The sequence below is a fragment of the Photobacterium kishitanii genome (assembly GCF_000613045.3).
In the GTDB taxonomy this organism is placed as follows: domain Bacteria; phylum Pseudomonadota; class Gammaproteobacteria; order Enterobacterales; family Vibrionaceae; genus Photobacterium; species Photobacterium kishitanii.
Window position 1 is genome coordinate 869,757 of record NZ_LN794352.1, and the last position, 24,732, is coordinate 894,488.

General features: G+C 33.3%; 22 protein-coding genes. 19 read left to right on the forward strand and 3 right to left on the reverse strand.

What is annotated here, in order from left to right:
* Window positions 1-2: 2 nt before the first annotated feature.
* From PPBDW_RS04440 to tsgA, 16 genes are all read left to right on the forward strand, one after another.
* Window positions 3-1,790, forward strand: coding sequence for a thiamine pyrophosphate-binding protein (locus PPBDW_RS04440; RefSeq protein ID WP_036793634.1), 1,788 nt, complete (start codon window positions 3-5; stop codon window positions 1,788-1,790).
* A gap of 17 nt (window positions 1,791-1,807) precedes the next feature.
* Window positions 1,808-2,896 carry an NAD-dependent epimerase/dehydratase family protein gene (locus PPBDW_RS04445; RefSeq protein ID WP_054261980.1) on the forward strand — a complete coding sequence of 363 codons (1,089 nt, stop codon included), beginning with the start codon at window positions 1,808-1,810 and terminating at the stop codon, window positions 2,894-2,896.
* A gap of 14 nt (window positions 2,897-2,910) precedes the next feature.
* On the forward strand, window positions 2,911-3,981 hold the full coding sequence (locus PPBDW_RS04450; RefSeq protein ID WP_054261981.1) for a polysaccharide pyruvyl transferase family protein: 1,071 nt from the start codon (window positions 2,911-2,913) through the stop codon (window positions 3,979-3,981).
* Between the two features lie 34 nt (window positions 3,982-4,015).
* Window positions 4,016-4,468 carry a hypothetical protein gene (locus PPBDW_RS04455; protein ID WP_036793636.1) on the forward strand — a complete coding sequence of 151 codons (453 nt, stop codon included), beginning with the start codon at window positions 4,016-4,018 and terminating at the stop codon, window positions 4,466-4,468.
* A gap of 186 nt (window positions 4,469-4,654) precedes the next feature.
* Window positions 4,655-5,170 carry a glycosyltransferase family 4 protein gene (locus PPBDW_RS04460; protein ID WP_036793638.1) on the forward strand — a complete coding sequence of 172 codons (516 nt, stop codon included), beginning with the start codon at window positions 4,655-4,657 and terminating at the stop codon, window positions 5,168-5,170.
* Complete coding sequence (locus PPBDW_RS04465; protein WP_036793640.1) at window positions 5,167-6,243, forward strand: EpsG family protein; 1,077 nt, start codon at window positions 5,167-5,169, stop codon at window positions 6,241-6,243. The genes PPBDW_RS04460 and PPBDW_RS04465 overlap by 4 nt, the downstream gene beginning before the upstream one ends.
* A gap of 6 nt (window positions 6,244-6,249) precedes the next feature.
* Window positions 6,250-7,242: a glycosyltransferase family 4 protein gene (locus tag PPBDW_RS04470; RefSeq protein WP_036793642.1), complete on the forward strand. Its 993-nt coding sequence runs from the start codon at window positions 6,250-6,252 to the stop codon at window positions 7,240-7,242.
* Window positions 7,243-7,388: 146 nt separating this feature from the next.
* Window positions 7,389-8,198: a glycosyltransferase gene (locus tag PPBDW_RS04475; RefSeq protein ID WP_036793643.1), complete on the forward strand. Its 810-nt coding sequence runs from the start codon at window positions 7,389-7,391 to the stop codon at window positions 8,196-8,198.
* 1 nt (window position 8,199) lies between these two features.
* The gene (locus PPBDW_RS04480) at window positions 8,200-9,612 is read left to right on the forward strand and encodes a mannose-1-phosphate guanylyltransferase/mannose-6-phosphate isomerase (protein ID WP_036793645.1); all 1,413 of its coding nucleotides are present in this window, start codon (window positions 8,200-8,202) and stop codon (window positions 9,610-9,612) included.
* A gap of 2 nt (window positions 9,613-9,614) precedes the next feature.
* On the forward strand, window positions 9,615-11,039 hold the full coding sequence (locus PPBDW_RS04485; protein WP_036796266.1) for a phosphomannomutase: 1,425 nt from the start codon (window positions 9,615-9,617) through the stop codon (window positions 11,037-11,039).
* 768 nt (window positions 11,040-11,807) lie between these two features.
* Window positions 11,808-12,755: a UDP-glucose 4-epimerase family protein gene (locus tag PPBDW_RS04490; protein WP_036793647.1), complete on the forward strand. Its 948-nt coding sequence runs from the start codon at window positions 11,808-11,810 to the stop codon at window positions 12,753-12,755.
* Window positions 12,756-12,760: 5 nt separating this feature from the next.
* Window positions 12,761-13,312, forward strand: coding sequence for a sugar transferase (locus PPBDW_RS04495; protein WP_036793650.1), 552 nt, complete (start codon window positions 12,761-12,763; stop codon window positions 13,310-13,312).
* 296 nt (window positions 13,313-13,608) lie between these two features.
* Window positions 13,609-15,552 carry a nucleoside-diphosphate sugar epimerase/dehydratase gene (locus PPBDW_RS04500; protein WP_036793652.1) on the forward strand — a complete coding sequence of 648 codons (1,944 nt, stop codon included), beginning with the start codon at window positions 13,609-13,611 and terminating at the stop codon, window positions 15,550-15,552.
* A gap of 124 nt (window positions 15,553-15,676) precedes the next feature.
* Window positions 15,677-16,573: a UTP--glucose-1-phosphate uridylyltransferase GalU gene (gene galU / locus PPBDW_RS04505; RefSeq protein ID WP_036793654.1), complete on the forward strand. Its 897-nt coding sequence runs from the start codon at window positions 15,677-15,679 to the stop codon at window positions 16,571-16,573.
* 299 nt (window positions 16,574-16,872) lie between these two features.
* Window positions 16,873-17,583 carry a purine-nucleoside phosphorylase gene (deoD, locus tag PPBDW_RS04510; RefSeq protein ID WP_207860794.1) on the forward strand — a complete coding sequence of 237 codons (711 nt, stop codon included), beginning with the start codon at window positions 16,873-16,875 and terminating at the stop codon, window positions 17,581-17,583.
* A 73-nt stretch (window positions 17,584-17,656) separates the two neighbouring features.
* Window positions 17,657-18,823: an MFS transporter TsgA gene (gene tsgA / locus PPBDW_RS04515; RefSeq protein ID WP_036793658.1), complete on the forward strand. Its 1,167-nt coding sequence runs from the start codon at window positions 17,657-17,659 to the stop codon at window positions 18,821-18,823.
* Window positions 18,824-18,873: 50 nt separating this feature from the next.
* Here tsgA and PPBDW_RS04520 read toward each other — a convergent pair whose 3' ends face one another.
* Window positions 18,874-19,554: a Crp/Fnr family transcriptional regulator gene (locus tag PPBDW_RS04520; protein ID WP_036793660.1), complete on the reverse strand. Its 681-nt coding sequence runs from the start codon at window positions 19,552-19,554 to the stop codon at window positions 18,874-18,876.
* Window positions 19,555-20,209: 655 nt separating this feature from the next.
* Between PPBDW_RS04520 and PPBDW_RS22855 the strand changes: the two genes are divergently transcribed.
* From PPBDW_RS22855 to rfbB, 3 genes are all read left to right on the forward strand, one after another.
* The gene (locus tag PPBDW_RS22855) at window positions 20,210-20,344 is read left to right on the forward strand and encodes a hypothetical protein (RefSeq protein WP_269059480.1); all 135 of its coding nucleotides are present in this window, start codon (window positions 20,210-20,212) and stop codon (window positions 20,342-20,344) included.
* 519 nt (window positions 20,345-20,863) lie between these two features.
* The gene (gene wecA, locus PPBDW_RS04525; RefSeq protein WP_036793662.1) at window positions 20,864-21,937 is read left to right on the forward strand and encodes a UDP-N-acetylglucosamine--undecaprenyl-phosphate N-acetylglucosaminephosphotransferase; all 1,074 of its coding nucleotides are present in this window, start codon (window positions 20,864-20,866) and stop codon (window positions 21,935-21,937) included.
* 25 nt (window positions 21,938-21,962) lie between these two features.
* A complete protein-coding gene (rfbB, locus tag PPBDW_RS04530; RefSeq protein ID WP_036793664.1) occupies window positions 21,963-23,006 on the forward strand; it encodes a dTDP-glucose 4,6-dehydratase in 1,044 nt (347 codons plus the stop codon).
* Between the two features lie 126 nt (window positions 23,007-23,132).
* Here the strand turns inward: rfbB and PPBDW_RS04535 are convergent, their stop codons facing one another.
* Together PPBDW_RS04535 and PPBDW_RS04540 are read right to left on the reverse strand one after the other, a co-directional pair.
* A complete protein-coding gene (locus tag PPBDW_RS04535) occupies window positions 23,133-23,747 on the reverse strand; it encodes an N-acetylmuramoyl-L-alanine amidase (RefSeq protein ID WP_036793666.1) in 615 nt (204 codons plus the stop codon).
* Window positions 23,744-24,610, reverse strand: a complete 867-nt coding sequence (locus PPBDW_RS04540; RefSeq protein WP_054261983.1) for a lipase family protein — start codon at window positions 24,608-24,610, stop codon at window positions 23,744-23,746. Before PPBDW_RS04540 ends, PPBDW_RS04535 begins: the two co-directional genes overlap by 4 nt.
* Window positions 24,611-24,732 lie beyond the last annotated feature (122 nt).

A 24,732-nucleotide genomic window follows, 5' to 3' on the forward strand; every position in this document is an offset into this window, starting at 1 on the left:
AAATGACAAATAGATATACTGATGAGCCTCAAGCACAGATAGTTATTGCATTACTTAAAGCTCATAATATTAGGAAAATAGTAGTAAGTCCTGGAGCAACAAATATACCGATAGTAGCAAGTGTTCAAAATGATTCATTTTTTGAAGTATATTCATCTGTAGATGAAAGATCTGCTGTATATATGGCATGTGGTTTATCTGAAGAGTCAGGGGAATGTGTCGCTCTTTCTTGTACAGGAGCAACAGCATCTAGAAATTATATGTCAGGATTAACTGAGGCGTATTATAGGAAGTTACCAATTATTGCAATTACCTCATTCAATGGTAATAAGTATATTGGTAATTTAATGCCACAAAATATTGACCGTACTGTTCTCCCTAATGATGTTGCTAAATTATCAGTACAGCTACCAGTTGTTAAAGATGAAAGTGATTTTGATTATTGTTCTTTATTAGTTAATAAAGCAATTCTTGAGTCAACGAGAAATGGTTGTGGGCCTGTACATATTAATTTAACGACAACATATAAGGGAACATTTAATACGATAACATTACCTAGTGTTAGAGTGATAAATCGTTTAATTGATATAAAAAAGTTACCGGAATTAAAAAATAAAAAAATCGCTATTTTTATTGGGGCACATAAGAAATTCACAAAAGATGAAATTTTATCTATTGAAGCTTTCTGTAAAAAAAGGCAAGCAGTTGTATTATGTGATCACTCAAGTTCTTATACAGGTGAATACAGAATACTGTCTTCATTAATATGTAGTAATTATAGTCGTATAGATCCAGAGTGGAAAAAAATAAAACCTGATGTGGTTTTTCACCTTGGTGAGACTTCTGGTGATTATGCGAGTATGAGAGTATTAGAGGAAAAAACAGAAGTATGGAGGATCTCTGAAGATGGAGAGTTGAGAGATAGGGGAGGGAATTTAAGGTATGTATACCAGGGTACAGAATTATCCTTTTTCGAAGGATTTGGTGAAGGGGAGGAGGAAAACAATTATTACTCTACTTGGATGGATAAAGATAACAAATTACGTTCAAATTTACCCACATTACCATTTTCTAATCTATGGATAGCATCAGAACTATCACACAAATTGCCTAATAATAGTTATTTGAATTTAGCAATATTAAATACTTTACGTAGTTGGAATTTTTTCGAAGTAGATAAAAGTATTAATTGCAGTTCTAATGTTGGAGGTTTTGGCATTGATGGTTGTATGTCAACATTAGTGGGGGCATCTTTAATCAATCCCGATAAGTTATATTTTGGGGTTATTGGTGATTTAGCTTTCTTCTATGATATCAATGTTATAGCGAATAGACATGTTGGTAACAATATTAGAATAATGCTGGTTAATAATGGGTGTGGCTCCGAATTTAAAATATCTTCTCATATTGGTTCACAGTTTGGAGAGGATACTGATAAATATATTGCAGCAGGAGGACATTTTTGTTCGGGAGAATTAAATAAAAGTGGGATTGTATCTAAAAATGAGAGAAAGAAATATTCTTTAGCTAAATCATGGGCTGATACTTTAGGTTTTATATATATATCGTCAACATCTAAAGACGAATTTAATAATAATTACTCTGCTTTCATAAATAACGATACTAAATGCTCTATGATATTTGAGTGCTTTACTGATACTGATGATGAGGATTTAGCATTAAAGTTAATGACGACTTTTAATGATTCAAGAAAATCTAAAGCAATTAATAAAATAAAAAAAATATTACCAGAGGCAGTAATTAATCAAGTGAAAAAAGTAATTAAATAATATATTGCGAGGGTTTATTGAATAATTTAAATGTATTAGTTCTGGGAGGAACTGGAGCTATAGGTGTTTATCTTGTTGATGTATTATTAGAAAGCGGATATAGCGTAGATATTACATCAAGAAAGCATAATAAATCTAGAAGAAATAATTTTAATTATATTGTTGGTGATGGAAAAAATATAAAGTTTTTTGATGATATATCAAGTCGTAAAAATTATGACTGTATTATAGATTTAATGCTTTATACTACAAAAGAATTTTCAGAAAGGATTGATTTGTTATTGTCAAGAACAAGACATTATATATTTGTATCTACATATAGAGTTTTTTCTGATTATAATTATTCATTAATAAATGAAGAATCATCAAGGTTATTAGATGTTATAAATGATAATGAATATTTAAAGACTGATGAATATGCGTTATCTAAAGCTAGACAGGAGGATTTATTATCAAAATCAATAAGAAAAAATTGGACAATTGTTAGACCATCAATTACTTACTCAACAAATAGATTTCAACTTGGTATATTTGAAACAGATTTACTTTTGTCTAGAGCGATACGTAATGAACCAGTAGTTTTACCAAGATCGCTTATGGATAAATATACAACGATGACTTGGGCTGGTGATGTCGCTATTATGATTGAAGGTTTAATATTAAAAGATAAATCATTTTCAGATAGTTTCAATGTTTTGACTCATAAGAATTATACCTGGAGAGAGGTTGCACAGTTTTATAATAAAATTATAGGACTTGAGGTTGTTGAAGTTGAATTAGATGACTTTTTACCCATAGTAACAAATCCATGGCAATTTAAATATGATCGGATGTTTAATAGGCTTTGTGATAATAAAAAAATTTTAGATATTACAGGAATAAATAAAGACGATATCATGTCTTTAGAAGATGGGTTAAATAAAGAATTATCTTTGAATAGAGAGAAAAAAATACTACAACAATATCCGGTAAGAGTAAGTGGTAGAATTGACAGAATATTAAATAGAAGACCTTCACATATAATTTATAATGTGAAATTTTTATTTAAATACTTGGTTGGTCGAATATATTTTATTGATCGATTTTTTATTAAGTTAGGCCTTTAATAAGTAGGTGAGTTTTGAGAGTTGCAACATTAACACTACCATTCCATGCTAACTATGGTGCAGTACTACAGGCATATGCATTACAGGTAACTTTGAAGTCTTTTGGTCACGATGTATATTCATTGGATATAGATAGAAGATCTTTAAGACCGTTATTTAAATATTCTTTATCTAGAATCAAAGGGATTGTTACAAAAGGAGAGGTTCTAGATAATTATAACTATGGTAACAAAAAATTCAAAAAATTTATTGAAAATGAAATAGCATTAACAAAAAAAATAAAATTTCAAAAAGATTTTATGCGAAATGATATACAGAATTTTGATGCTTATATTGTTGGTAGTGATCAGGTTTGGAGGCCAAAGTATGTTATGAATATTGGCCGTTATTTTTTGGATTTTGTTAAAAATGACAAGATTAAAATATCATATGCAGCATCATTTGGAACTGATGACTTTGAGTATTCTAACGATGAATATAAAAAATGTTCTATTTTATTATCTGATTTTAAAGGTGTTTCAGTAAGAGAGTTTGATGGGATTGATAAGTGCAAAGATAAGTTACTATCAAGTAGTGAGTTAGTATTAGACCCAACATTATTAGTCAATGTTAATGTTTATAATAACCTAATTGATAAATATTCTGAAAAAAAATTAGCATCTGATTTTTTTTGTTATATTCTAGATCCAAATAAAAGTAAAATGGATTATATTAATAAGGCGTTTAATCATCCTTATGTGATTAATCATGGATTAAAATCGAAAGATAAAGATAGCATCGGTTGCTGGTTAAAAGGAATAAGAGATTGTAATCTTGTTATAACGGATTCGTTTCACGGTGTGGTTTTTTCAATTATCTTTAATAAAGAATTTATTGCAATTGGTAACTCTGATCGGGGATTAGCTAGATTTAAAAGTATATTAAAAGTATTTAATTTAACTGATAGATTAATAAATGAGGATCAGTTAAGTATTGATAATTTGAAAATAATAGCAAATTCTAAAATAGATTATATAAATGTAAATAAAATATTAAATGAAAAAAGGAATGAATCTTTTGATTTTATTGCTAAGCACTTAAGTTAATTTTATTTCATGACGCTTACAGGTTTATAATATAATGAAAAAAATTCTTATTGTCACTGATATATCATTATCTGATAAATATAATGCAGGAAATAAAAATGTATTATTATCGTTATGTAATTTTTTAAATTTAGAATATAATAATAAATTAGATGTTTTAAATTTTTCGCATCAAAAACCGTCTAAAAATATAAGTTTTAATCTTATTAATTATCCTGATTATATCAACTTGTTATTTAGGAAGTTATTAAAAAAATTAAAAGTCGATTCTAAATTGATGGATTATAAAAAATCTTATTTCAGAAAGTTTTTATTAAACTCAGTTTTAAAAAAAAATAATTATGATGTTGTTATTATTCAATATTTAGAGAATCATCATTTAGTCGATATTTGTGAAAAGCACCAGTGTCTAACTATTTGTGACTTACATGATATTATGACAATAAGAAAAGAGTCATTTATTGCATCAGGTGAAAGTCCATATTAGGAAAATTTAAATATTACATTAGATGAAGAGCTCAAATTAATAAATAAGTTTAATGCAATTATTGCTATTGAAAATAGTGAAAAAGAATTTTTAGAAAGAAATGATGTTAGCTCTAAAATTATTTTATGTAAAAGAGGTTTACCCTCGTTTGAGAAAAAAAAGATAGTTACTCCGATCTTAAAAACAATGAATATAGGTTTTATAGGGAGTGCTGCGGAATTTAACTTTATTACTGTGAGTTATTTTATAAATGAGATATGGAATAAAGGTCTTTTTCTTAATAATTACTGTCTAGTTATTGCTGGTAGTGTGTGCAAAAGATTAATATCTGAGAATGTTTTAATTAAAGGAAAATTTGAAGTATTAGGCTTAGTTGATGATGTTTTAGATTTCTACTCATCTATTCATGTATCAGTAAATCCAGTTTTTTCTGGTTCAGGTTTCAAAACAAAAAATGCAGAATCACTTTCGTATGGGGTTCCTATTATTACATCTTCAAATGGAATTAAAGGACTAGAAGAAGTAGATAATAAGTATTATAAGATAATATTATTTGAAGATAGTTTTAATAAATGGAAGGATATTTTAGATGAGTTTTATTTAAACTACGATATTGAGTTTAAACAAACATGTTCTGAAGACTTTTTTTTAAAATTTAACGAAAACGACACATTTAAACAGATAAAAGAATACTTATTATGATATATTTTTTTTTTGCTGCATACTTCTTTTGTGGTATATTTTCACTTGTTGAAACTAATAAAAATAGTCAAGATAAATTATTGAAATTATCATTTATAATTATAGTTTTCATTTTGTTGTGTTTTTTCATTTTCCTCAAGCCCATGGGGGTTGGTTTTGATGATCATAATTATTATTATGTGGTTAATTCGCAATGCGAGTCTTTAGACTGCAATACATTTAATCCCTATAATTGGGAAAAAGGATTTATAATTCTTGTTGAAATAGCATCTTATTTTGATGATGTTCAATTCAATATTTTAGTAATATTAGTTTTTACTATTTCATATACATTATATTCTTTTTCATTCTATAAATTATCTCCAATTATTTCAATATCATTACTTTGGTATTTGTCTCATTATTTCTTTTATAAAGATTTAACGCAATTTAGAAGTGCTATTGCATATTCTATAGTTTTAGTCGGATTTTACTATTTATATAAAAATCGATTGAAAATGTTCTTTTTCTCTATTTTTTGTGCATGTTTTTTCCATATCAGTGCAATTATAGGTGTTCTTAGTTTTTTTGCGGTAAAAATAGGATTGAACAAACTTTTTTATCTTATTTTTATTGCATTATTTATATCTGCAACTGGTATTTTAAATCCTCTTTACGATATAGTTTTTAAAGTTTTTTTACATGAAGGTGCTTATAATACTTATATATTAGATAGTAACGGTTTTGCAAAATCATTAGGAACCTTTAACCCAACAACATTGAAATATATTGTTATTGCTATTTTCTTTTATTTAATAAGAAATAGATTATCATATATACCGACGTTCGAATTTGTTTTATCTATTTATATGATCGCCCCTATATGGATATTAGTTTTCTCCGATTTTGGTACTTTGGCTGGTAGACCTGCATCTATATTTTCTGTTTTAGAAGGTGTTTTATTCAGTCATTTAATTTATTCATATAAAGATAAAAGCATAATGATAAGAATTTCTATTTTATTATTATCAATTCTACTTCTTATTATTAATTTATTAATAGTAAACCCAATAAACACACATTATTTAATTTGATTAATTATGAAATATAAAATAATACATGTTATACCAAAAAACATAAATTCAGGACCTGTTAATGTAGCTAAAGACATATCTAAAGGGCTTATTTTATCAGGAATTGACTCTGAGATTTATAGTATAAGAGATACTAAAATAAATAACTTTTTTTATAATATTTTTGTTTTTTATAAATATGTTAAATCACAAGATAATATAATACTTCATTCTCACGCTATTATATCAGATGTTTTTTGTTATATTTTATCTAAGACTCTAAATATTAGATGGATATCGACGGTTCATAATGATCCTGAAGAAGATCTTAAGTTTATATATCCTAAAATGTATAAAGTAATTTGTTATTTTTGGCTTTATATTTTAAGACATGCAGATAAAGTTGTATTTTTGACAAAATACATATGTAATAAGCAAAATATTAAAAATAAAGTATTTATTCATAATAGTCGTTTTTTAATTAATAATAATATTAGTAATAATTTAAAAAATAAAATTGAAACTATTGGATTTTGCGGTGCTTTAATTGAACGGAAAAATATTTATTCATTAGTAAAAAACTTTTCAGAAATAGGAAAGTATAATCTTCTTATTGCTGGAGATGGAAATTTACAAGGAAGTATTAATAAACACATTATTGAAAATAATATTGATAATATAAAATTGCTCGGTCACTTAGACGATTTAGATGTTTTTTGGAATGAAATTGATATTCTTATATTACCATCCTTTGCTGAGGGGGTCCCATTGGTTGCTATAGAAGCACTCTCAAGAAATATACCTCTAATATTAATGGATCTCGAAAATTATAATGGTGTTTTTAGTTCTGATGAGACTATATTTATTAGTGATGTCAATCCGTCTCAATTGGAATACGCTATTAATAAAATAATATTAAATTATTCTTCATATGTAATATCAGCGAGTAAATCATTTCAAGAAAAGTTCAAATTTGAAGATTGGATTTTAAAATATATTAGATTATATAAGGATTTATAATAAATAGCGATTTTGTATCAATTTATATCTATATTTAGATAGCAACAGTTTTATAATTAGAAGTGTTATTTATCTAAATTCACATAGAATAATATAAATTTATTTATTCTACAATATGTTTTTACTTTTATTAATAGAGGGTATTGATGAGAAATATAGCTGTTATATCATGTACATATATTAAAGATTCACCATCTCAACTAGATCAAATGCTTCAATCTGTTTTTTCTGCTTCTTTACCTGAAAATATAAAGATGAGATTTTATTTGCATGTTGACGGTGTATTATCTGAGCTACATGAAAATGTATTATCTAAGTATGAGATATATAAACGAATCGACAGCTCATTAAATTTAGGATTAGCAAAAGGATTAAATAAATTAATTAGTAATTTAGAGGATGAAGATTATGTATTTAGAATGGATGCAGATGATATTTGTCTAACGGATAGATTTATAAAGCAAATTAATTTTATGGATAAAAACAAAAATATTGATTTTTCTGGTGGCTATATAAAAGAATTTATTGGTGATATAGATAATATTGTTGCTACTCGAACTTATCCATCAAAAGATTTAGCAGAAATCCTATTTAAAGGCTCTCCTTTTGCTCATGTTACAGTCTGTTTTAGACGGTGTTTTTTTGACAGGTTTGGTGATTATCCAGTTAACTACCCTCTGAGTGAAGATATTGCTTATTGGTTTAAAGCTTTTAATCAAGGTGCTGTTGGTGAAAATATCGATGAGTTCTTAGTCTTAGTACGGATGGATGGTGCTTATAAGAGGCGTAATTTTAAGAGAGCTGTAAGTGAGTTTAATATTTTTTCCACAATAGCAAAATCGAAAAAAAAATCACTGTTTTTTTGTACTCTCAGATTTCTATTTAGATTATTACCATCATCTCTTGTAGAAATAATATATAACTCAAAATTACGAACAGAGTTTTTTAGAAAGTAATATGTCAAAAATTATTCCTATTATTATGGCAGGAGGTTCTGGATCTCGCTTGTGGCCATTATCTCGAACTCATTATCCAAAGCAATTTATATCATTAGTTAATGATAACTCTATGCTTCAAAATACATTATTGAGAATATCTAATTTGGAAACACTCAATCCAATAGTTATTTGTAATAATGAGCATCGTTTTATGGTTGCAGAACAACTTCGAGAGATAAATATAAATCCCGAAGGAGTGATTCTTGAGCCTGTTGGAAGAAATACAGCTCCCGCTATAGCGTTATCGGCTTTTCAAGCTGTTTCTAATGGCGAGGATCCTCTATTACTTATTCTTGCAGCAGATCACGTTATCAAAAATAATCCAGTTTTTATTAATTCTATTGAGCAGGCGATAAAAGCAGCTGAAAATGATTTGTTAGTCACATTTGGTATTGTTCCAACACATCCTGAAACTGGATATGGATATATTAAACAAGGTGAATTATATAAAGATGGTATTTATAAAGTAGATTCTTTTATTGAAAAACCGAACTTAGAAATAGCATATAAATATATACAGGATAAATGTTACTGCTGGAATAGTGGTATGTTTATTATGAAAGCGTCTATATATTTATCTGAATTAAAAAAACATAATAAAAATATTTATGATGTCTGTAAAAAAGCATTTGAATCAGCTTACTTAGATCTTGATTTTATTCGTATACCTGAAGATATATTTAGTGAGTGCCCAGATGAGTCTATTGATTACGCTGTTATGGAAAAAACAGATAAAGCTGTTGTAATTCCAATGGATTCTGGGTGGAGTGATGTCGGGTCATGGTCTGCGTTATGGAATATAGAGACTAAAGATATTAATGGGAATGCTGTTCGAGGAGATGTTATTTTAGATTCGACCTCAAACAGTTATATTTACGCACAGAATAAACTAGTTGCAAGCGTTGGTGTAGAGGATTTAATCATTATTGAAACACAAGATGCAATTCTTGTTGCTCATAAAGATAAGGTTCAAAATGTTAAAAATATTGTTGATGAATTAAAAAGTCAGAATAGGTCTGAGTATTTACAACATAGAGAAGTCTATCGACCTTGGGGTAAACACGATCAGATAGCTGAAGGGGATCGTTATCACGTTAAGCAAGTAGTTGTTAGGCCAGGAGAAAGAACAGCAAAACAAATTCATTATCATCGAGCTGAACATTGGATTGTTGTATCTGGTACAGCAAAAGTAACTAATGGTGATCGTATTTATTTAGTAACTGAAAATCAGTCAACTTATATTCCTGTTGGTGCTGCCCATTCATTTGAGAATCCAGGTAAAGTTAATCTAGAGTTAATAGAAGTACGTACAGGTATTTATTTAGAAGAAGATGATATTGAGCGTATTGGTACTGATGGGGAGGGGTATTAATGATGGATACGTTGTTAGCTTGCCAAGTAATAAAGAGATCAGGAATAAAGTTTGGAACTAGTGGTGCTCGAGGTTTAGTGACTCAGTTTACTGCAGATGTGTGTGCTGCATTTACTTATGCTTTTATTGAAAGTATGGTCGAAAATTTTTCTTTTAAACAAGTCGCAATTGCAATTGATAACCGACCTAGTAGTTATAAAATGGCGCAGGCTTGTGCACAAGCAATACAGAAGTTAGGGCTTGAGGCTATTTATTATGGTGTCGTACCTACGCCAGCATTAGCCTATCTTGCTATGCAAGATAATATGCCAGCAATTATGGTAACGGGTAGTCATATCCCATTTGATCGTAATGGCTTAAAATTTTATCGTCCTGATGGTGAAATAAATAAGGCTGATGAGCTAGCAATTTTAGAGGCAATATCTGTATTTGAAGCTGTTACTGATTTACCTGAGTTAATTGTTAATGATAAAGCGGCTGTTCAATATATAGAACGTTATACCTCGCTATTTGATAGCAAGATGTTGACTGGTAAACGTATTGGTATTTATGAACATTCAAGTGCTGGACGTGATTTATATGTTCCATTATTTGAAGCATTGGGTGCCGAAGTTATTGCGCTTGAACGTAGTGATAAATTTGTGCCAATAGATACTGAAGCTGTTACTATGGTTGATATTGAAAGAGCAAAGTTATGGTCACAGCAATATAATTTTGATTTGATTTTCTCTACTGATGGTGATGGTGATCGCCCATTAGTTGCTGACGAACAAGGCAATTGGTTACGTGGTGATGTCTTAGGTTTACTTTGTGCTGATGCTATGAATATTGAAGCATTAGCAGTACCTGTTAGCTGTAATACAGCAATTGAAAGCTGTAATTTATTCAAGCACGTTAGTCGCACAAAAATTGGTTCTCCTTATGTGATTGCTGAATTTGAAAATTTAACAAAGACTTATTCTTTAATTGCTGGTTTTGAAGCTAATGGTGGTTTTTTATTAGGCTCTGATGTTGAAATTAACGGTCGTTTAATTAAAGCATTGTCAACTCGTGATGCTGTACTTCCCGCACTAATGTTACTAAGTGCTGCAAAACAAAAGCCTATATCATCATTAGTTAATAAATTACCGCAACGATTTACTTTTAGTGATCGTATTCAAAATTTTGCTACTGAAAAAAGTATAGCGATTTTAGCTATAGCTAAGCAGCAACCTGATATCTTTTTACAGCAGTTAGAATTGAAAAATTCTAAGGTTGAATATATTGATGAAACTGACGGTTTACGTATTATTCTAGTTTGTGGAGATATTATTCATTTTCGTCCATCAGGTAATGCACCTGAACTTCGTTGTTATGCTGAATCGAATTGTAATGAACAAGCACAATATTTAGTAAAACAAGCATTACATAAAATAATCGCTATTTAACTGTAAAAAAGTCATGTATAACGATATGATGTTTGCTAGGAAAATATCAATAATTACAGTCTATTATAACTTAGAAAAGACAATAGAATATACGATTAAATCTATTGCAAAACAAACATATAAAAATATTTAATATATTATTATATATGGTGGCTCTAAAGACACTACTAATGACATAATAAATATAGAGATATTGTTTCTATACATATTAGTAAGCCAGATAATAGTTTATATGATGCAATGAACAAAGGCATAAAATTAGCAACAGGTGATCTTGTTAGTGTATAAAACATCTAATGATGTTTTATACGATAATAACGTAATAGAGAATGTTGTACTCAATATTGGCGATTATGATGATATTTATGCCGATGTTGGATTTTATGAACAAGATTTAGTTAAAAAAACACGAACTATTCTTCTGATAATTTTATGAAAGAAAAATTTTCAATAGGGTCTATGCCTGCTTATCCTTCTTTTTATGTAAGAAAGGAACATTATAAAACTGTTGGTGAGTATAATCTTAATTACAAGATAGCTGCGGATTTTGATATTGTATTAAGATTTTTTAATTTGCCAAATATTAAATTTAATTATATCAATCAAGAAGTTGTAAAAATGAGGATTGGAGGTGTAAGTACTTCTAGTATATCTTCAAATATAACATTAAATAAAGAAATACTAGAATCATGTAGGAACAATAATGTTCGATGCTCTTGGTTTTCTTTTTTATCTAAGTATCCAGAAAAAAATTGTTGGACTTTTAAAATGATATTAATAACAGGAGCTAATGGGTTTTTATCTAAGAACCTTATACCTAAGCTAACAGAAAATAATAAATTAAATTTATTAGATAGAAATGACTGTGATTTTAACGGTAATTATTTTAAAAAAGAAATTAATAGTACAGAAAAATATATTGATGCTTTAGATAATGTTACCTGTATTATCCATTGTGCTGCTCGCGTACATATTATGGATGATACATCTACTAATCCTCTTGATGACTATCGTGAAGTTAATACTAGAGGTACATTAAATCTTGCTGAGCAAGCAGTTAAAGCTGGCGTTAAGCGATTTATTTTTATCAGTTCAATTAAAGTAAATGGTGAATCTACTCAATTAGATCAGCCTTTTAAATCTGATGATCAGAGAGCGCCTGAAGACTTCTATGGGCAGTCTAAATCAGAAGCGGAAGAGCAGTTATTGCAACTCGCGAAAGAAACGGGGCTAGAGGTTGTTATTATTCGCCCGACATTGGTTTATGGGCCAGGTGTTAAAGCTAACTTTGCTTCTTTAATGAATTTAGTATCAAAAGGATTACCACTACCTTTTGGATGTATTAAGGATAATAAGCGTAGTTTAGTTTCGGTTGATAACCTAGTCGATTTAATTGTTACCTGTATTGATCACCCAAAGGCAGTTAATCAAGTTTTTCTTGTTTCTGATGATAATGACGTTTCTACCCATGAAATGGTTCAGCAGATGGCAAAAGCTTTAGGTAAGTCGCAATGGCAATTACCAGTACCTAAAGTTTGTTATCGATTTGCTGGAAAGATTATGAGTAAAGAGGATGTAATAAATCGTTTACTAGGTTCTCTTCAAGTAGATATTACACATACTAAAGAGACGTTAGAATGGATGCCACCTCAAACTATTGAAGATGGTTTTAAACAAACAGCGGATGCTTTTCTTCAAGGCAAATTAAAGGTCTAATAGTAATGATTCGAATAATTGATTTTCTTGCTGCATTTTTCGGCTTATTATTTTTATGGCCGATATTATTAATTGTAGTTGTTATTGGTTTATTTGATACAGGCTCACCTGTTTTCATTCAAACTCGTGTAGGTAAAAATAAACAACCTTTTAAACTTATAAAGTTTCGTACGATGGCGGTTGATACACAATCAGTTGCCAGCCACTTAGCTAGTAATGCATCGATTACTAAATTAGGTGCTTTTCTTCGTAAAACAAAAATTGACGAACTACCGCAGTTAATTAATGTATTAAAAGGTGAGATGAGTTTAGTTGGCCCTCGCCCTAATTTATTTAATCAAGAAGAGTTGATAGCTGAACGTGATAAGCTAGGTGTTTATAATGTTTTACCTGGTGTGACTGGTTTAGCTCAAGTTCAAAATATTGATATGTCGACACCTTTATTATTAGCTGAAACCGATAAGAGAATGATTGATAGCTTAACGTTAAAAGATTATTTTAAATATATTTTAATGACAGCCACTGGCAGTGGTAGTGGTGATGCAGTTAAACCCTAGTTGTTTATTAATTTTCTTTGGTGCTGATTAAGCCCATTTCTAGATGCCTTTGTTCAAATAGTTATATTCATGTCACATTACAGCACAGCAATATGCAATTGGTGTATTGCTGCGTTGTTACATCACGATAAAATATCTGTATGATTAATTGAATAAATATCAACGTTATTATTAAAAACTATCAATTTTAATTTAACTGGTAACCTAATGTTGTTGGTTAGATTTGTTACACCATAAATACGTCATTATCTCGTATTCCCTCTTTAGTTAACCCTTTTAAATCTATAGGCTCCTCTATGAAAGTGGAACAGTTTATTTTTTCACTGTCTCGCAGTAACAAGCGCATTGTGAGTTTAGCTTGTGATGTATTATTTATTTTTGTGGCTTTTTGGGGCGCATTTGGTGTTCGTTTTGGTCACTATGATTATTTTCTTAATGTCGCATTATGGGAATGTTTAGTGATTCTCACGATCACGACATTATTTATATTTGTCCAACTGGGTTTATACCGCGCGATATTACGTTATTTAACCTTTCAAGCCTTAGTGGTTGTTAGTGCGGGGGCTATTTTTTCTGCGATTGCATTCTCTGGGTTAGGTTTCTATCTTGATGCTGGTATTCCACGTACTGTACCTATTATTTATGGTGCCTTCTTAGCATTATTAGCTGGTGGTGCGCGTTTGATTATGCGCACTTATATCGCTAATTTTAATTATCCTAAAAGCCAACGTAAATCGGTGGTTATTTATGGCGCCGGCACAACGGGGCGTCAGTTATGTTTAGCCTTACGTCAAAGCAATGATTATAAGCCAGTGGCGTTTGTCGATAGCGATGAAAGCTTGCGTAATACCACGATGATGGGATTACGTGTTTATCCAGCAAATAAAATTGCCGCAGTACTTGATAAATATCATGCAGAGCAAGTGTTATTAGCTTTGCCAAATGCGAGTCGCTCTGAGCGTAAAGCTGTATTAAATCATTTACAGCATTTATCGATTGAAGTACGCACCGTGCCTGATATTGAAGATATTGTCAGTGGTAAATCAAAAATTGATGAATTGCGTGAAGTACCAATTGAAGATCTATTAGGTCGTGATCCGGTAGAGCCTGTGGCTGAGTTATTTACTGCCAATATTACTGATAAAGTCGTCATGGTAACAGGTGCAGGTGGGTCGATTGGCTCTGAGCTTTGTCGACAAATTTTAAATCAACAACCGTCAAAATTAATATTATTCGAAGTATCTGAATATAGCCTTTATATAATTGAAAAAGAGCTCGTCGAAAAGGTTAAAAAAGAAGGCTTAACGGTTGAGATTTATCCTTTACTGGGCAGTGTTCAGCGTGAAAATCGTTTGCAAGCAGTGATGGAAGCGTTTCAAGTTCAAACCTTATACCATGCTGCGGCTTATAAGCATGTGCCGATGGTTGAGTTTAATGTGGTCGAAGGGGTGCGTAATAACGTCTTCGGTACATTATATACTGCTCAAGCAGCAATCAATGCTGGAGTTGAAACCTTTGTCTTGATTTCGACTGATAAAGCGGTGCGCCCAACCAATGTGATGGGTACTACTAAGCGCATGGCAGAACTTTCTTTACAAGCATTAGCTGAAACATCGGTTAATACCCGTTTTTGTATGGTGCGCTTTGGTAATGTATTGGGTTCATCTGGCTCGGTTATTCCACTGTTTAAGCGTCAAATTGCCGAAGGTGGCCCTGTTACGGTAACTGATCCTAATATTATTCGTTACTTTATGACCATTCCAGAAGCGGCGCAGTTGGTTATCCAAGCAGGCGCAATGGGTAAAGGTGGCGATGTATTCGTATTGGATATGGGCGAGCCAGTTAAAATTGCAGAGTTAGCCGCGAAGTTAATTAAGCTATCAGGTTTGGAAGTGAAAGATGCTTCAAATCCTAACGGTGATGTTGAAATACAATACACCGGTTTACGCCCAGGTGAGAAATTGTATGAAGAATTACTGATTGGCGATAATGTTGGTAAAACTAAGCATGAACGAATTATGACTGCGGATGAGATTTACTTGCCGTGGGCACAGTTAGAGCCGTTATTACAGCGTTTAGATGCTGCGTGTCATGATTTTGAGCATGAAGTGGTACGTAATATCTTATTAGAAGCACCAACAGGATTTGTGCCAACCGATGGTATTTGTGACATTGTGTGGAATATCAAACCGCGGCCGCAATTGGCTGAAGTGATACCGAATCAGCCTATCAGTGCGTAATTTTAATCTATAAAATAAATTAACGGCGGTATTGCTTTGCAGTATCGCCGTTTTTTCGTTTATATAGCATGTAATTCTCTACTTAATTATTATCGTTAATACGAGTCTTTGAAGGACTATTTTCATGAACAAAATAAAAAAAGCCGTTATCCCTGTTGCTGGTCTTGGCACTCGTATGCTTCCTGCAACCAAAGCCATTCCTAAAGAAATGTTGCCTGTGGTTGATAAGCCACTTATTCAATATATCGTTAATGAGTGCGTGAATGCGGGCATTAAAGAAATTGTGTTGGTGACCCATTCTTCTAAAAACGCCATTGAAAATCACTTTGATACTTCGTTTGAATTAGAAGCAACTTTGGAAGCACGCGTTAAGCGTCAGTTGTTAGATGAAGTACAAGCGATTTGTCCAAAAGACGTGACAATTATGCATGTGCGTCAGGGGCAAGCAAAAGGTTTAGGGCATGCGGTGCTGTGTGCTAAACCACTCGTTGGTGATGAGCCGTTTGTGGTTGTGTTACCCGATGTGATTTTAGATGAATACACTGCTGACCAACGTACAGAAAACTTAGCTGCAATGATTACCCGCTTTGAGCAAACAGGGGCTAGCCAAATTATGGTTGAGCCAGTGCCGATGAGTGATGTGTCTAAGTATGGTGTGGTTGATTGCAACGGTATTGAGCTTAAAGCGGGTGAGTCTTGTCCAATGACACGTATGGTTGAAAAGCCTGCGATTGAAGATGCACCATCAAACCTTGCCGTGGTTGGACGTTATGTTTTATCGCATAATATTTGGAATAAACTAGCGATGACACCTCCTGGTGCTGGCGATGAAATTCAGCTAACTGATGCGATTGATATGTTAATGCAAGATGAAACAGTAGAAGCATTTCATATGAGCGGTCAATCGCATGATTGTGGTGATAAGTTAGGTTATGCAAAGGCATTTGTGGAATATGCGATGCGTGACAAAGTATTAGGTGAAGCTTTTACTGCTTATATTCACTCACTGAACGCAAAGTAATCAGCTAGATAATAGCAAGCATAGAAACGAGTTATGACTGACTGCAAAGTTAAGTTATGGCTCGTTTTTTTTTGTTCGAATTTAGAGGCGAGAGTGGATCAATAGCCCAGATTGGTCATTAAGCTTAAGTATTTGATATTGGTATTTTTGTAATGAGGTTTGTGATGTATTTATGCAAAAGTTCATTGCAAATAAGAATAATAAAATTGAGATATCAAACTGGAAAAGCGGACATTAGTCCTGAAATATTGAGTTGATGTTTGATTACTATGAGCGCATACAAACACTTGAAGGTTTATATCATGACTGCACATATTAATGCTCAACCTGGTGATTTTTCTGAAACTGTGATTATGCCAGGCGATCCACTCCGCGCTAAGTTTATCGCTGAAACGTATTTAACCGATGCCAAGTTAGTCACTGATGTTCGTAATATGTTGGGTTATACCGGTTATTACAAAGGTCAGCGAGTGTCAGTAATGGGGCACGGTATGGGTATTCCCTCAATGGTGCTGTATGGCCATGAGTTGATTCATGATTTTGGGGTTAAGCGCATTATTCGTATTGGTAGTATTGGCGCAACTCAAAAAGATGTTCATATGCGCGATATTATTTTAGCGCAAGCAGCGGGTACTGACTCTCCAACCAATGCTAAGCGCAGTAGCGGTTATCAAATGGCAACCTCAGCCAGTTTTGGTTTGCTGCATAATGCTTATATGACAGCGAAAGATAAAAATATTGATGTCAAAGTGGGCAATATCTTTACTGGTGATATGTATTACGATCCTGATGAAGATTTAATTCCAGCATTAGAGCGTTTTGGGGTATTAGGGATTGATATGGAAGTGGCGGGTCTATATGGCCTTGGGCATCACTTTAATATTGAAACCCTCGCTATCCTAACTGTTTCAGATCATTGCTTAACCGGTGAAGAAACAACAGCAGAAGAACGTCAATTGTCTTTCAATAATATGATTGAGTTAGCGTTGGAAACAGCATTACAGCCTTAATCACCTCGCGATTGGCTCTTTTTTATTAAATTAAAGAGCCTTTGCTTCGCTGCTGACTCATGGAGTGGAATCAATGAATAATAAAATAACCCTTACTGCACTTAGTTTTCTTGCCAATTTTATTATGGCAGGGTTTGCAACTCAATTTGGTATGTTAATTGAACCTATAGCCACTAAGTTTGCTGCTAACGTTAACGAAGTTGCGTCTATATTTTCATTACTAAATGGTGGTGCATTAGCTGGTACGATTGCAGCGTTTTTCCTGATTGAAAAAATCGGAATTAAACGTATGACAATGGGATGTTATTCATTGATTGCCATTGCTGCTGTTATTCTTCACTTTACTAGCAGTTTAACCGTTGTGATGATGGCGATGACTGTTGTCGGCTTTTGTGGCGGTGTTGGTTTATGTATCGCTGGTACTATTGTGGTGGCAGTGTGGAAAGATAAAATTCAGAGCACAATGTTGGTGGTGCAAGACGCAACCTTTAATATTGCTGGAGTAATTTTCCCGCTGATCACCACTTATGCACTAACTCAAGGTCTATCTTGGAGCTACAGTTATTTAGCTGTGGGTATGGTGGCGGTTGCAACGGCAATTATCGCGGTATTCACCAATTTTAAAGCCTGTGAATCGACGGGTACTAATGGCGAAAAAGAACAGTCAGAATGGAATTTCGGTATTATTAGTGGTGGTATTGGTTTATTCCTTGGCATGCTTGCGCTTTATACGTTTTTAACTTGGGCTCCTATTTTTGTTAAAGATAAGTTCGGTATTCCCTTTGAAGATGCTGGTAGCATTATCACGCAATATTGGTCAGCGGCTTTAGTGGGTGCATTGGTGTCTACCGTGATTGTATCGCGGATGAAAATCCAATATTTCTTATTGAGTGTGATTTCATTAGCAATGGTGATCACTGCCGTTATCGTTACTACAGATAAGATGTCATGGTTATCTTACTTAACTTATGGCTACGGTTTTGTGTGTGCCGCGCTTTATAATGCCTTTATTGCTTACGGGGTGTCGTTTGTACGCAATGCGAGCAGTAAAAATGTGTCGTACATCTTAGTGAGTGGTAGTGCTGGCGCTATGTTTAGTCCAGCAATTAGTTCCGTATTTGAAGGTGTGGTTGGTTTACAAACGGTAATGTACGCGATTCCGGTTATTTACGCAGTTGTGTTGGTGATGTTACTACTATGCCAGCGTTACCAAGTTCGCCAAGCGATGTTATGTCGTTAATCTAACTTAACCAACATTTCTCACTAATGAAGAGTAAGGACGTAAGGTGCTTACTCTTCTGCATCTAGGTAGGCTTTTAGCTTACTCATATCAACAATTTCTAATTTTTTCTTTTGTTTAATAATTAATCCTAAGGTAATTAATTGCTGTACTGAACGGCGATATACTCTATCTGATGTACCAAAGCGTTCGGCTTCTAAGTAGCCTTTAGTAAAGCCATCTACTGGCTGATCATGCAGATGCTGGTGATAAAGATCGTAGGCAATATTATAGGCAATCGGGTAGAGCAAGCGTCGAGTTAGAATTTCAACAGTATCTTGATAATCAATAGCTATCGCGCTGGCAAAAAATAACGCTAATTGTGGGTCTTGATTGAGCGCATGTTGGAGCTTATCACGATTAATTATCCATACTTCAAGCGCTTCGGATGCGATAATATCCATCTGGCAACGGTAATTAGAAAAGAACTCCATTTCACCAAAAATTTGGTGATCGCAATAAATCGATCCTAATTGAAAGTTACGTCCACTGCGGGTGCTATATTTCAATGCAATCCGACCTTGTTTAACTAAGATTAGTGATCCCAGCTGTTGTCCTTGTTGCATGACTAATTGTCCTTCATCGACGAATTTTTTTTCGCTAATACAGGCTAATACTATTTTTTCTATCTTGGCATATTCATCTACCCAAGATTGTTGAAAACGGCCTTTTTGTAGTGGCTTAAGTTGCATATAAAATACTCATTATTTATTTCCATGAATAATACTGTAATGATTTGGCTTGAGCTATCTCGAAGTTAAGTCATCTTCATTATCCTGAAGTGGATATCTTCGTCATCCCGAAAGTGAGTATCCCTGTTATCTCGGAAGTGAACATCCCCGTCATCCCGGAAGTGAGGGACGAACTATCTGGGATCTACTTAATACACATTTGGGCTTAAGAAATACCCGTGAAAATACGCTACGTGGAAATACGTTAAAAGTTTTTAGTGAAGACACTTACTCTACAACGCGTGAACGGTAGATTCCCTATATCGCTCGTCCCTCGCTGTAGGGAATGACGGGGAGTCGCTCGCATTTGTTATAGAGAGTGATATGAGGTTGCCATATTTGATGTAGTGAATGTGTGTTTGAATATAAAAGGGTTGTGAAAATCATAGATTAAAGTATTCCACAATTGACTCAATAGTTAGCAGTAAAATGCTTTATATAAGAATAACTTGTACTATATCATTTAATTTGTCGTCATATCTTTGGCGCTTATGTTTTTTATCACAAATATACCTCAAATGTATTCTTTTTATAGATTGAGAACGATGCTCTGCATATAATTATCAATAGAGCTAGATACTGCTCAACATATTTATATATTTAAGAGTGAAATAATATGCAACTGTTTAAGAAATTTAAGGCGTGGCTAAGCAAACTTGATGAGTATGATAAGCAAGCAAAGCAAATGCGTCGTGAAGATCGTCTTGGTGAATATGATTACAGTACCGAGTCTATAAAAACAAAAAAATAGTCGCTATGCCACAATATGTAATTTAGATAATGAAATAATAGCAACGGTACTACTCGAATATATAATTAGAATGAAGCTGCAATACATATCTTAATTGAATGGTTGCGGCTTTTTTATAGTTGTTATTTAAATAGCATTACTAAAAGTATTTTGTATTGTATATTTAGCTATCATATATAAGCTTGTTGTTATTTGTCTTGTTGATAATATTTGTATTTTTAATGTATTTGTGTTGATTGTATATCGCTATCTCTTGTATGAGTTAAAATATTGTAATGTGTTGAATAGTAGGGTTTTGTTTTTTATTTTGAATTGTATTTATTATTTATTATGATTAATTTATCTTAAATGTTCTGCTTTCTTTTATTTTGAGTGTTTATTCCTTTAGCAATTAATTGCTGTGTAATATTGTGGCTGTAGTTTCCGTTAGTAAGTTAATTGTAAGGTTATCATTTAAATGAATATCTTTGCTTTAATTGATAACGAACTATTCTTTAAATTACAGGTACGTATTTAATTATGGAATATTCATATATCTTTGTTTTTGTGCTGTCATTTGTAAGCTTATTCATTATGCGTAAGGTTGCAAAAAAAGTTGGTTTAGTCGATAAGCCCAATGCACGTAAACACCATCAAGGCGTTATACCTTTAGTGGGTGGGATTGCAGTCTTTATTGCTTTTGCTATTGCCGCGTTATTGTTTTTACCTGTTAATGTCACTATTTTACTTTATCTCGGCTGTGGATTAATTTTATTGGCGGTGGGGGTAATTGATGATTACCTTGATATTAGCTTTAAGATACGGTTAGTGGTACAAGCAGGGATTGCATTGGCTATCATCAGTGTCGGCGGCCATTCATTAGATAATCTTGGTTACTTAATGGGCAGTGAAACCTTACAGTTATCGCCATTTATTGGTGGCATTGTTACTGTGGTTGCGTTTATTGGGGCAATCAATGCCTTTAATATGGTTGACGGTATTGATGGATTACTGGGGGGATTAGCTTCAGTAACGTTCACAGCAATGGGCTATGTATTTTATACTAATGACAATTCAGATTTAGCTCTGTTTTGTGGTTTATTAGTCGCAGCTATGTTGCCGTATATTATGCTTAATCTAGGATTACCTTTTGGACGTCGGTTTAAAGTCTTTATGGGTGATGCGGGCAGTGTATTTATTGGCTTTACCGTGGTGTGGTTACTCGTTCGTGGTACTCAAGAAGCGGATGTGGTTGCATTTCAACCGGTGACAGCACTGTGGCTGATTGCTATTCCATTAATGGATATGGCGACGATTATGATTCGCCGCGTACGCAAAGGCCAATCACCGTTTAAGCCCGATCGCGAGCACTTACACCATATTTGTCAACGAATTGGTTTATCTTCACGAATGACGTTAGTGGTGATTTGTGTCTTGGCTATCTGTTGTGCGGCGATTGGTATTTGGTGTGAAAGACTTGGGGTGAAAGAATCAACCATGTTTATCGCTTTCTTAGTGATGTTTGGTGGTTACTTTATGATGATCAACCATATTTGGCGTATTACTGCCGTCGTTAAACGTTTGTTCGGTATACCAACAGTACACGAAGCGTGAATATAGAGTTATCAAGGGCTAAAGTGTGAAAATATTGGTGACAGGTGGCGCTGGTTTTATTGGCTCTGCCGTTATTCGACATATTATTAATAATACTCAAGATAGTATTATTAATGTAGATAAATTAACTTATGCTGGTAATTTATCGTCATTGGATTCTATTGCATTAAATTCACGTTATGCCTTTGAGTTGGTTGATATTTGTGATCGCGGTGAGTTAGATCGTATTTTTTCTGATTATCAACCAGATGTTGTAATGCACTTGGCAGCAGAAAGTCATGTTGATCGCTCTATTGCTGGACCAGCAGAATTTATAACAACTAATATTATAGGTACTTACACATTGCTGGAGGCTGCTCGTGATTACTGGCAGTCTTTATCTTATCAAGATCAGCAATCCTTTGTATTTCACCATATATCAACCGATGAGGTTTATGGTGACTTAGCGGATCAGGATTTATTATTTAATGAAAATACCGCTTATGATCCCTCTAGCCCATATTCGGCATCGAAAGCTTCAAGTGATCATTTAGTTCGAGCATGGTCTCGTACTTATGGTTTACCTGTTATCGTGACAAATTGTTCTAATAATTATGGCCCATATCATCATCCTGAAAAACTAATCCCTCGAATAATATTGAATGCTCTTGCGGGTAAGCCGTTACCGGTTTTTGGTAATGGCTTACAGGTGCGTGATTGGTTATATGTTGATGATCATGCACGCGCTTTATATTGTGTTTTAATGCAAGGGCAGATTGCTGAAACGTATAATATTGGTGGCTATAATGAAAAAACCAATATTGATGTTATTCAAGCAATATGTCTGTTACTTGAAGAGTTTGTACCTAATAAACCTCAAAACGTTAGCCATTATTGCGATTTAATTACTTATGTGGCGGATAGGCCTGGACATGATATTCGTTACGCGATTGATGCTTCCAAAATTACGCGTGAACTCGGTTGGTATCCTGCTGAAACCTTTGAATCGGGGTTACGTAAAACCGTATTATGGTACTTAAATAACACATGCTGGTGGCAGCAGGTTTTGACGGATTCATCTTGTCAGTGATGTAAATAAAAACTAAATTCTAAGCTATTTTGATCTACGTTAGTTTGAGTATCGAGAATTTGAGTATCGAGAAAAAGTATTCATTGGGCTGGATGCTTTATCTGCTCTTCCTCGAAATCTTGTCCTTTATTTTCCTCCCTGCACCCATGCTAAAATCCCTTGCACATGATAATCAATGATCTTTTGACGGCCTTGGGGTTGCATTAAAATCAAGCAACATTCGATTTCATTATCCATAAAAAAGTTTTCGGTTAATACTGCTGCCATTTTGGTTTTACGAAGTATATAAAAGTCGCATTCTTTATCGCTGTCGCCATCACTATAATCACTGCGCAGAGGTTTATTGGGAAATTCGTGCCTAAAAGCGCGAGTGAGATGATCAGCAACAATGTCACTGTGAGTTTGACCACGACTAGTATAAATTTCAAAGCCGCTACCCCCGCCAGCATTTGCATGTACTGAAATTAATACACAGCGATGATTGGGATATTGAGACGCTAAATGATTAGCGCGATTGACGCGGGTTTGAAGGCTTATATCTTCTCTTTCAGGTACGATAATTTTATTTTCAATCCCATGTAGAGTTAATACTTGGCTGATTCCTTGCGTAATTGCACGATTAAATTCCCCTTCAAACAATTGGCTACCATTGGACCATATTGGTGAACGCTTGCCGGGGGTTTGGTAGATATTATTAATAATACCGCCATGGCCTGGATCTAATAAAATTAATGGTTTCATAGCGTCACCTTTGGAATGCCATATTTAGCGATAACATGGCTCCATAAGTAACCGTAAGATTTATGTGAATTACCGGGATAATCGTTAGTGATATAACAATCTTTGGGTTTTATTTGATGGCGATTAGCAAGGTAATCATCACTTAAATCATGATCGATACACACGATATCACGCTTATCGCTGACATTGATCCATTGCTCGGTAACACAATCAGGAGTCGCTAATTTTTTAACGCTTGGCTGTTGGGTTATCTTCGGTAAAAAACCTTTAACGCTAGTAAGGCCAAGAGGAGATCCAAACGTAAACCAAGTACTAATTTGTGGTGGCGTAGTTTGGCGACTAAGTTGGTGCAGAACGTTATAAGCGATCACTGTTCCCATTGAGTGACTAAGTAAAATAATTGGTCGATGCTGATATTGATTAAGGAGTTTTACTAATGGTTGTTCGACGGCGTGTTGATAGTTTGCATCATGAAAATAGTGATGAATATCGGGTAGTAGTGATTTTAGAAATGGCTTAGCAATAAAAGAGAATACGCTTAATTTATCCTCTATCCATTCTGCGATTTTAGTTCCCCAACGAGGCGCGCTGGTGGAGAGTAATAGCGGCTGATGATGTTGAGGCGGTAATTGTTTAACTGAGTAAATATGTCGAATAGCGGTTTTTGTCGCTGCTGACAGGACTAATGGTTGTTGATAAAAATGATCAGCATAATAGGCCATCTTAAAATCAATTTGCGGATGTAATTGCGACTGGTTGTAGCATTGTAAGCCGTGTTTCAGTGCTTGCTGCCACTGGGCACTCAAGGTGGTGGTTGGAAGTTTATTGCCTCTGCCATGAATCGCAATAATGATTGGATACATAATGGGTAAGCTCTCTGATAGATTATTAGAGTGCTATTAAATTTATTATGTGTGTGGTTGTATATTTAAAGGTGTTTTTTTGTGATCCATTAAGAATTCCTTAGTGGTCGTTACATTACATT

Bases quoted from the DNA above. Each gene is read 5' to 3' on its own strand.
- PPBDW_RS04440 (WP_036793634.1), top strand. From the start codon at position 3: ATGACAAATAGATATACTGATGAGCCTCAAGCACAGATAGTTATTGCA.
- PPBDW_RS04455 (WP_036793636.1), top strand. From the start codon at position 4,016: ATGAAAAAAATTCTTATTGTCACTGATATATCATTATCTGATAAATAT.
- PPBDW_RS04460 (WP_036793638.1), top strand. From the start codon at position 4,655: ATGAATATAGGTTTTATAGGGAGTGCTGCGGAATTTAACTTTATTACT.
- PPBDW_RS04465 (WP_036793640.1), top strand. From the start codon at position 5,167: ATGATATATTTTTTTTTTGCTGCATACTTCTTTTGTGGTATATTTTCA.
- PPBDW_RS04470 (WP_036793642.1), top strand. From the start codon at position 6,250: ATGAAATATAAAATAATACATGTTATACCAAAAAACATAAATTCAGGA.
- PPBDW_RS04475 (WP_036793643.1), top strand. From the start codon at position 7,389: ATGAGAAATATAGCTGTTATATCATGTACATATATTAAAGATTCACCA.
- PPBDW_RS04480 (WP_036793645.1), top strand. From the start codon at position 8,200: ATGTCAAAAATTATTCCTATTATTATGGCAGGAGGTTCTGGATCTCGC.
- PPBDW_RS04485 (WP_036796266.1), top strand. From the start codon at position 9,615: ATGGATACGTTGTTAGCTTGCCAAGTAATAAAGAGATCAGGAATAAAG.
- PPBDW_RS04490 (WP_036793647.1), top strand. From the start codon at position 11,808: ATGATATTAATAACAGGAGCTAATGGGTTTTTATCTAAGAACCTTATA.
- PPBDW_RS04495 (WP_036793650.1), top strand. From the start codon at position 12,761: ATGATTCGAATAATTGATTTTCTTGCTGCATTTTTCGGCTTATTATTT.
- PPBDW_RS04500 (WP_036793652.1), top strand. From the start codon at position 13,609: ATGAAAGTGGAACAGTTTATTTTTTCACTGTCTCGCAGTAACAAGCGC.
- galU (WP_036793654.1), top strand. From the start codon at position 15,677: ATGAACAAAATAAAAAAAGCCGTTATCCCTGTTGCTGGTCTTGGCACT.
- tsgA (WP_036793658.1), top strand. From the start codon at position 17,657: ATGAATAATAAAATAACCCTTACTGCACTTAGTTTTCTTGCCAATTTT.
- PPBDW_RS04520 (WP_036793660.1), bottom strand. From the start codon at position 19,554: ATGCAACTTAAGCCACTACAAAAAGGCCGTTTTCAACAATCTTGGGTA.
- PPBDW_RS22855 (WP_269059480.1), top strand. From the start codon at position 20,210: ATGCAACTGTTTAAGAAATTTAAGGCGTGGCTAAGCAAACTTGATGAG.
- wecA (WP_036793662.1), top strand. From the start codon at position 20,864: ATGGAATATTCATATATCTTTGTTTTTGTGCTGTCATTTGTAAGCTTA.
- PPBDW_RS04535 (WP_036793666.1), bottom strand. From the start codon at position 23,747: ATGAAACCATTAATTTTATTAGATCCAGGCCATGGCGGTATTATTAAT.
- PPBDW_RS04540 (WP_054261983.1), bottom strand. From the start codon at position 24,610: ATGTATCCAATCATTATTGCGATTCATGGCAGAGGCAATAAACTTCCA.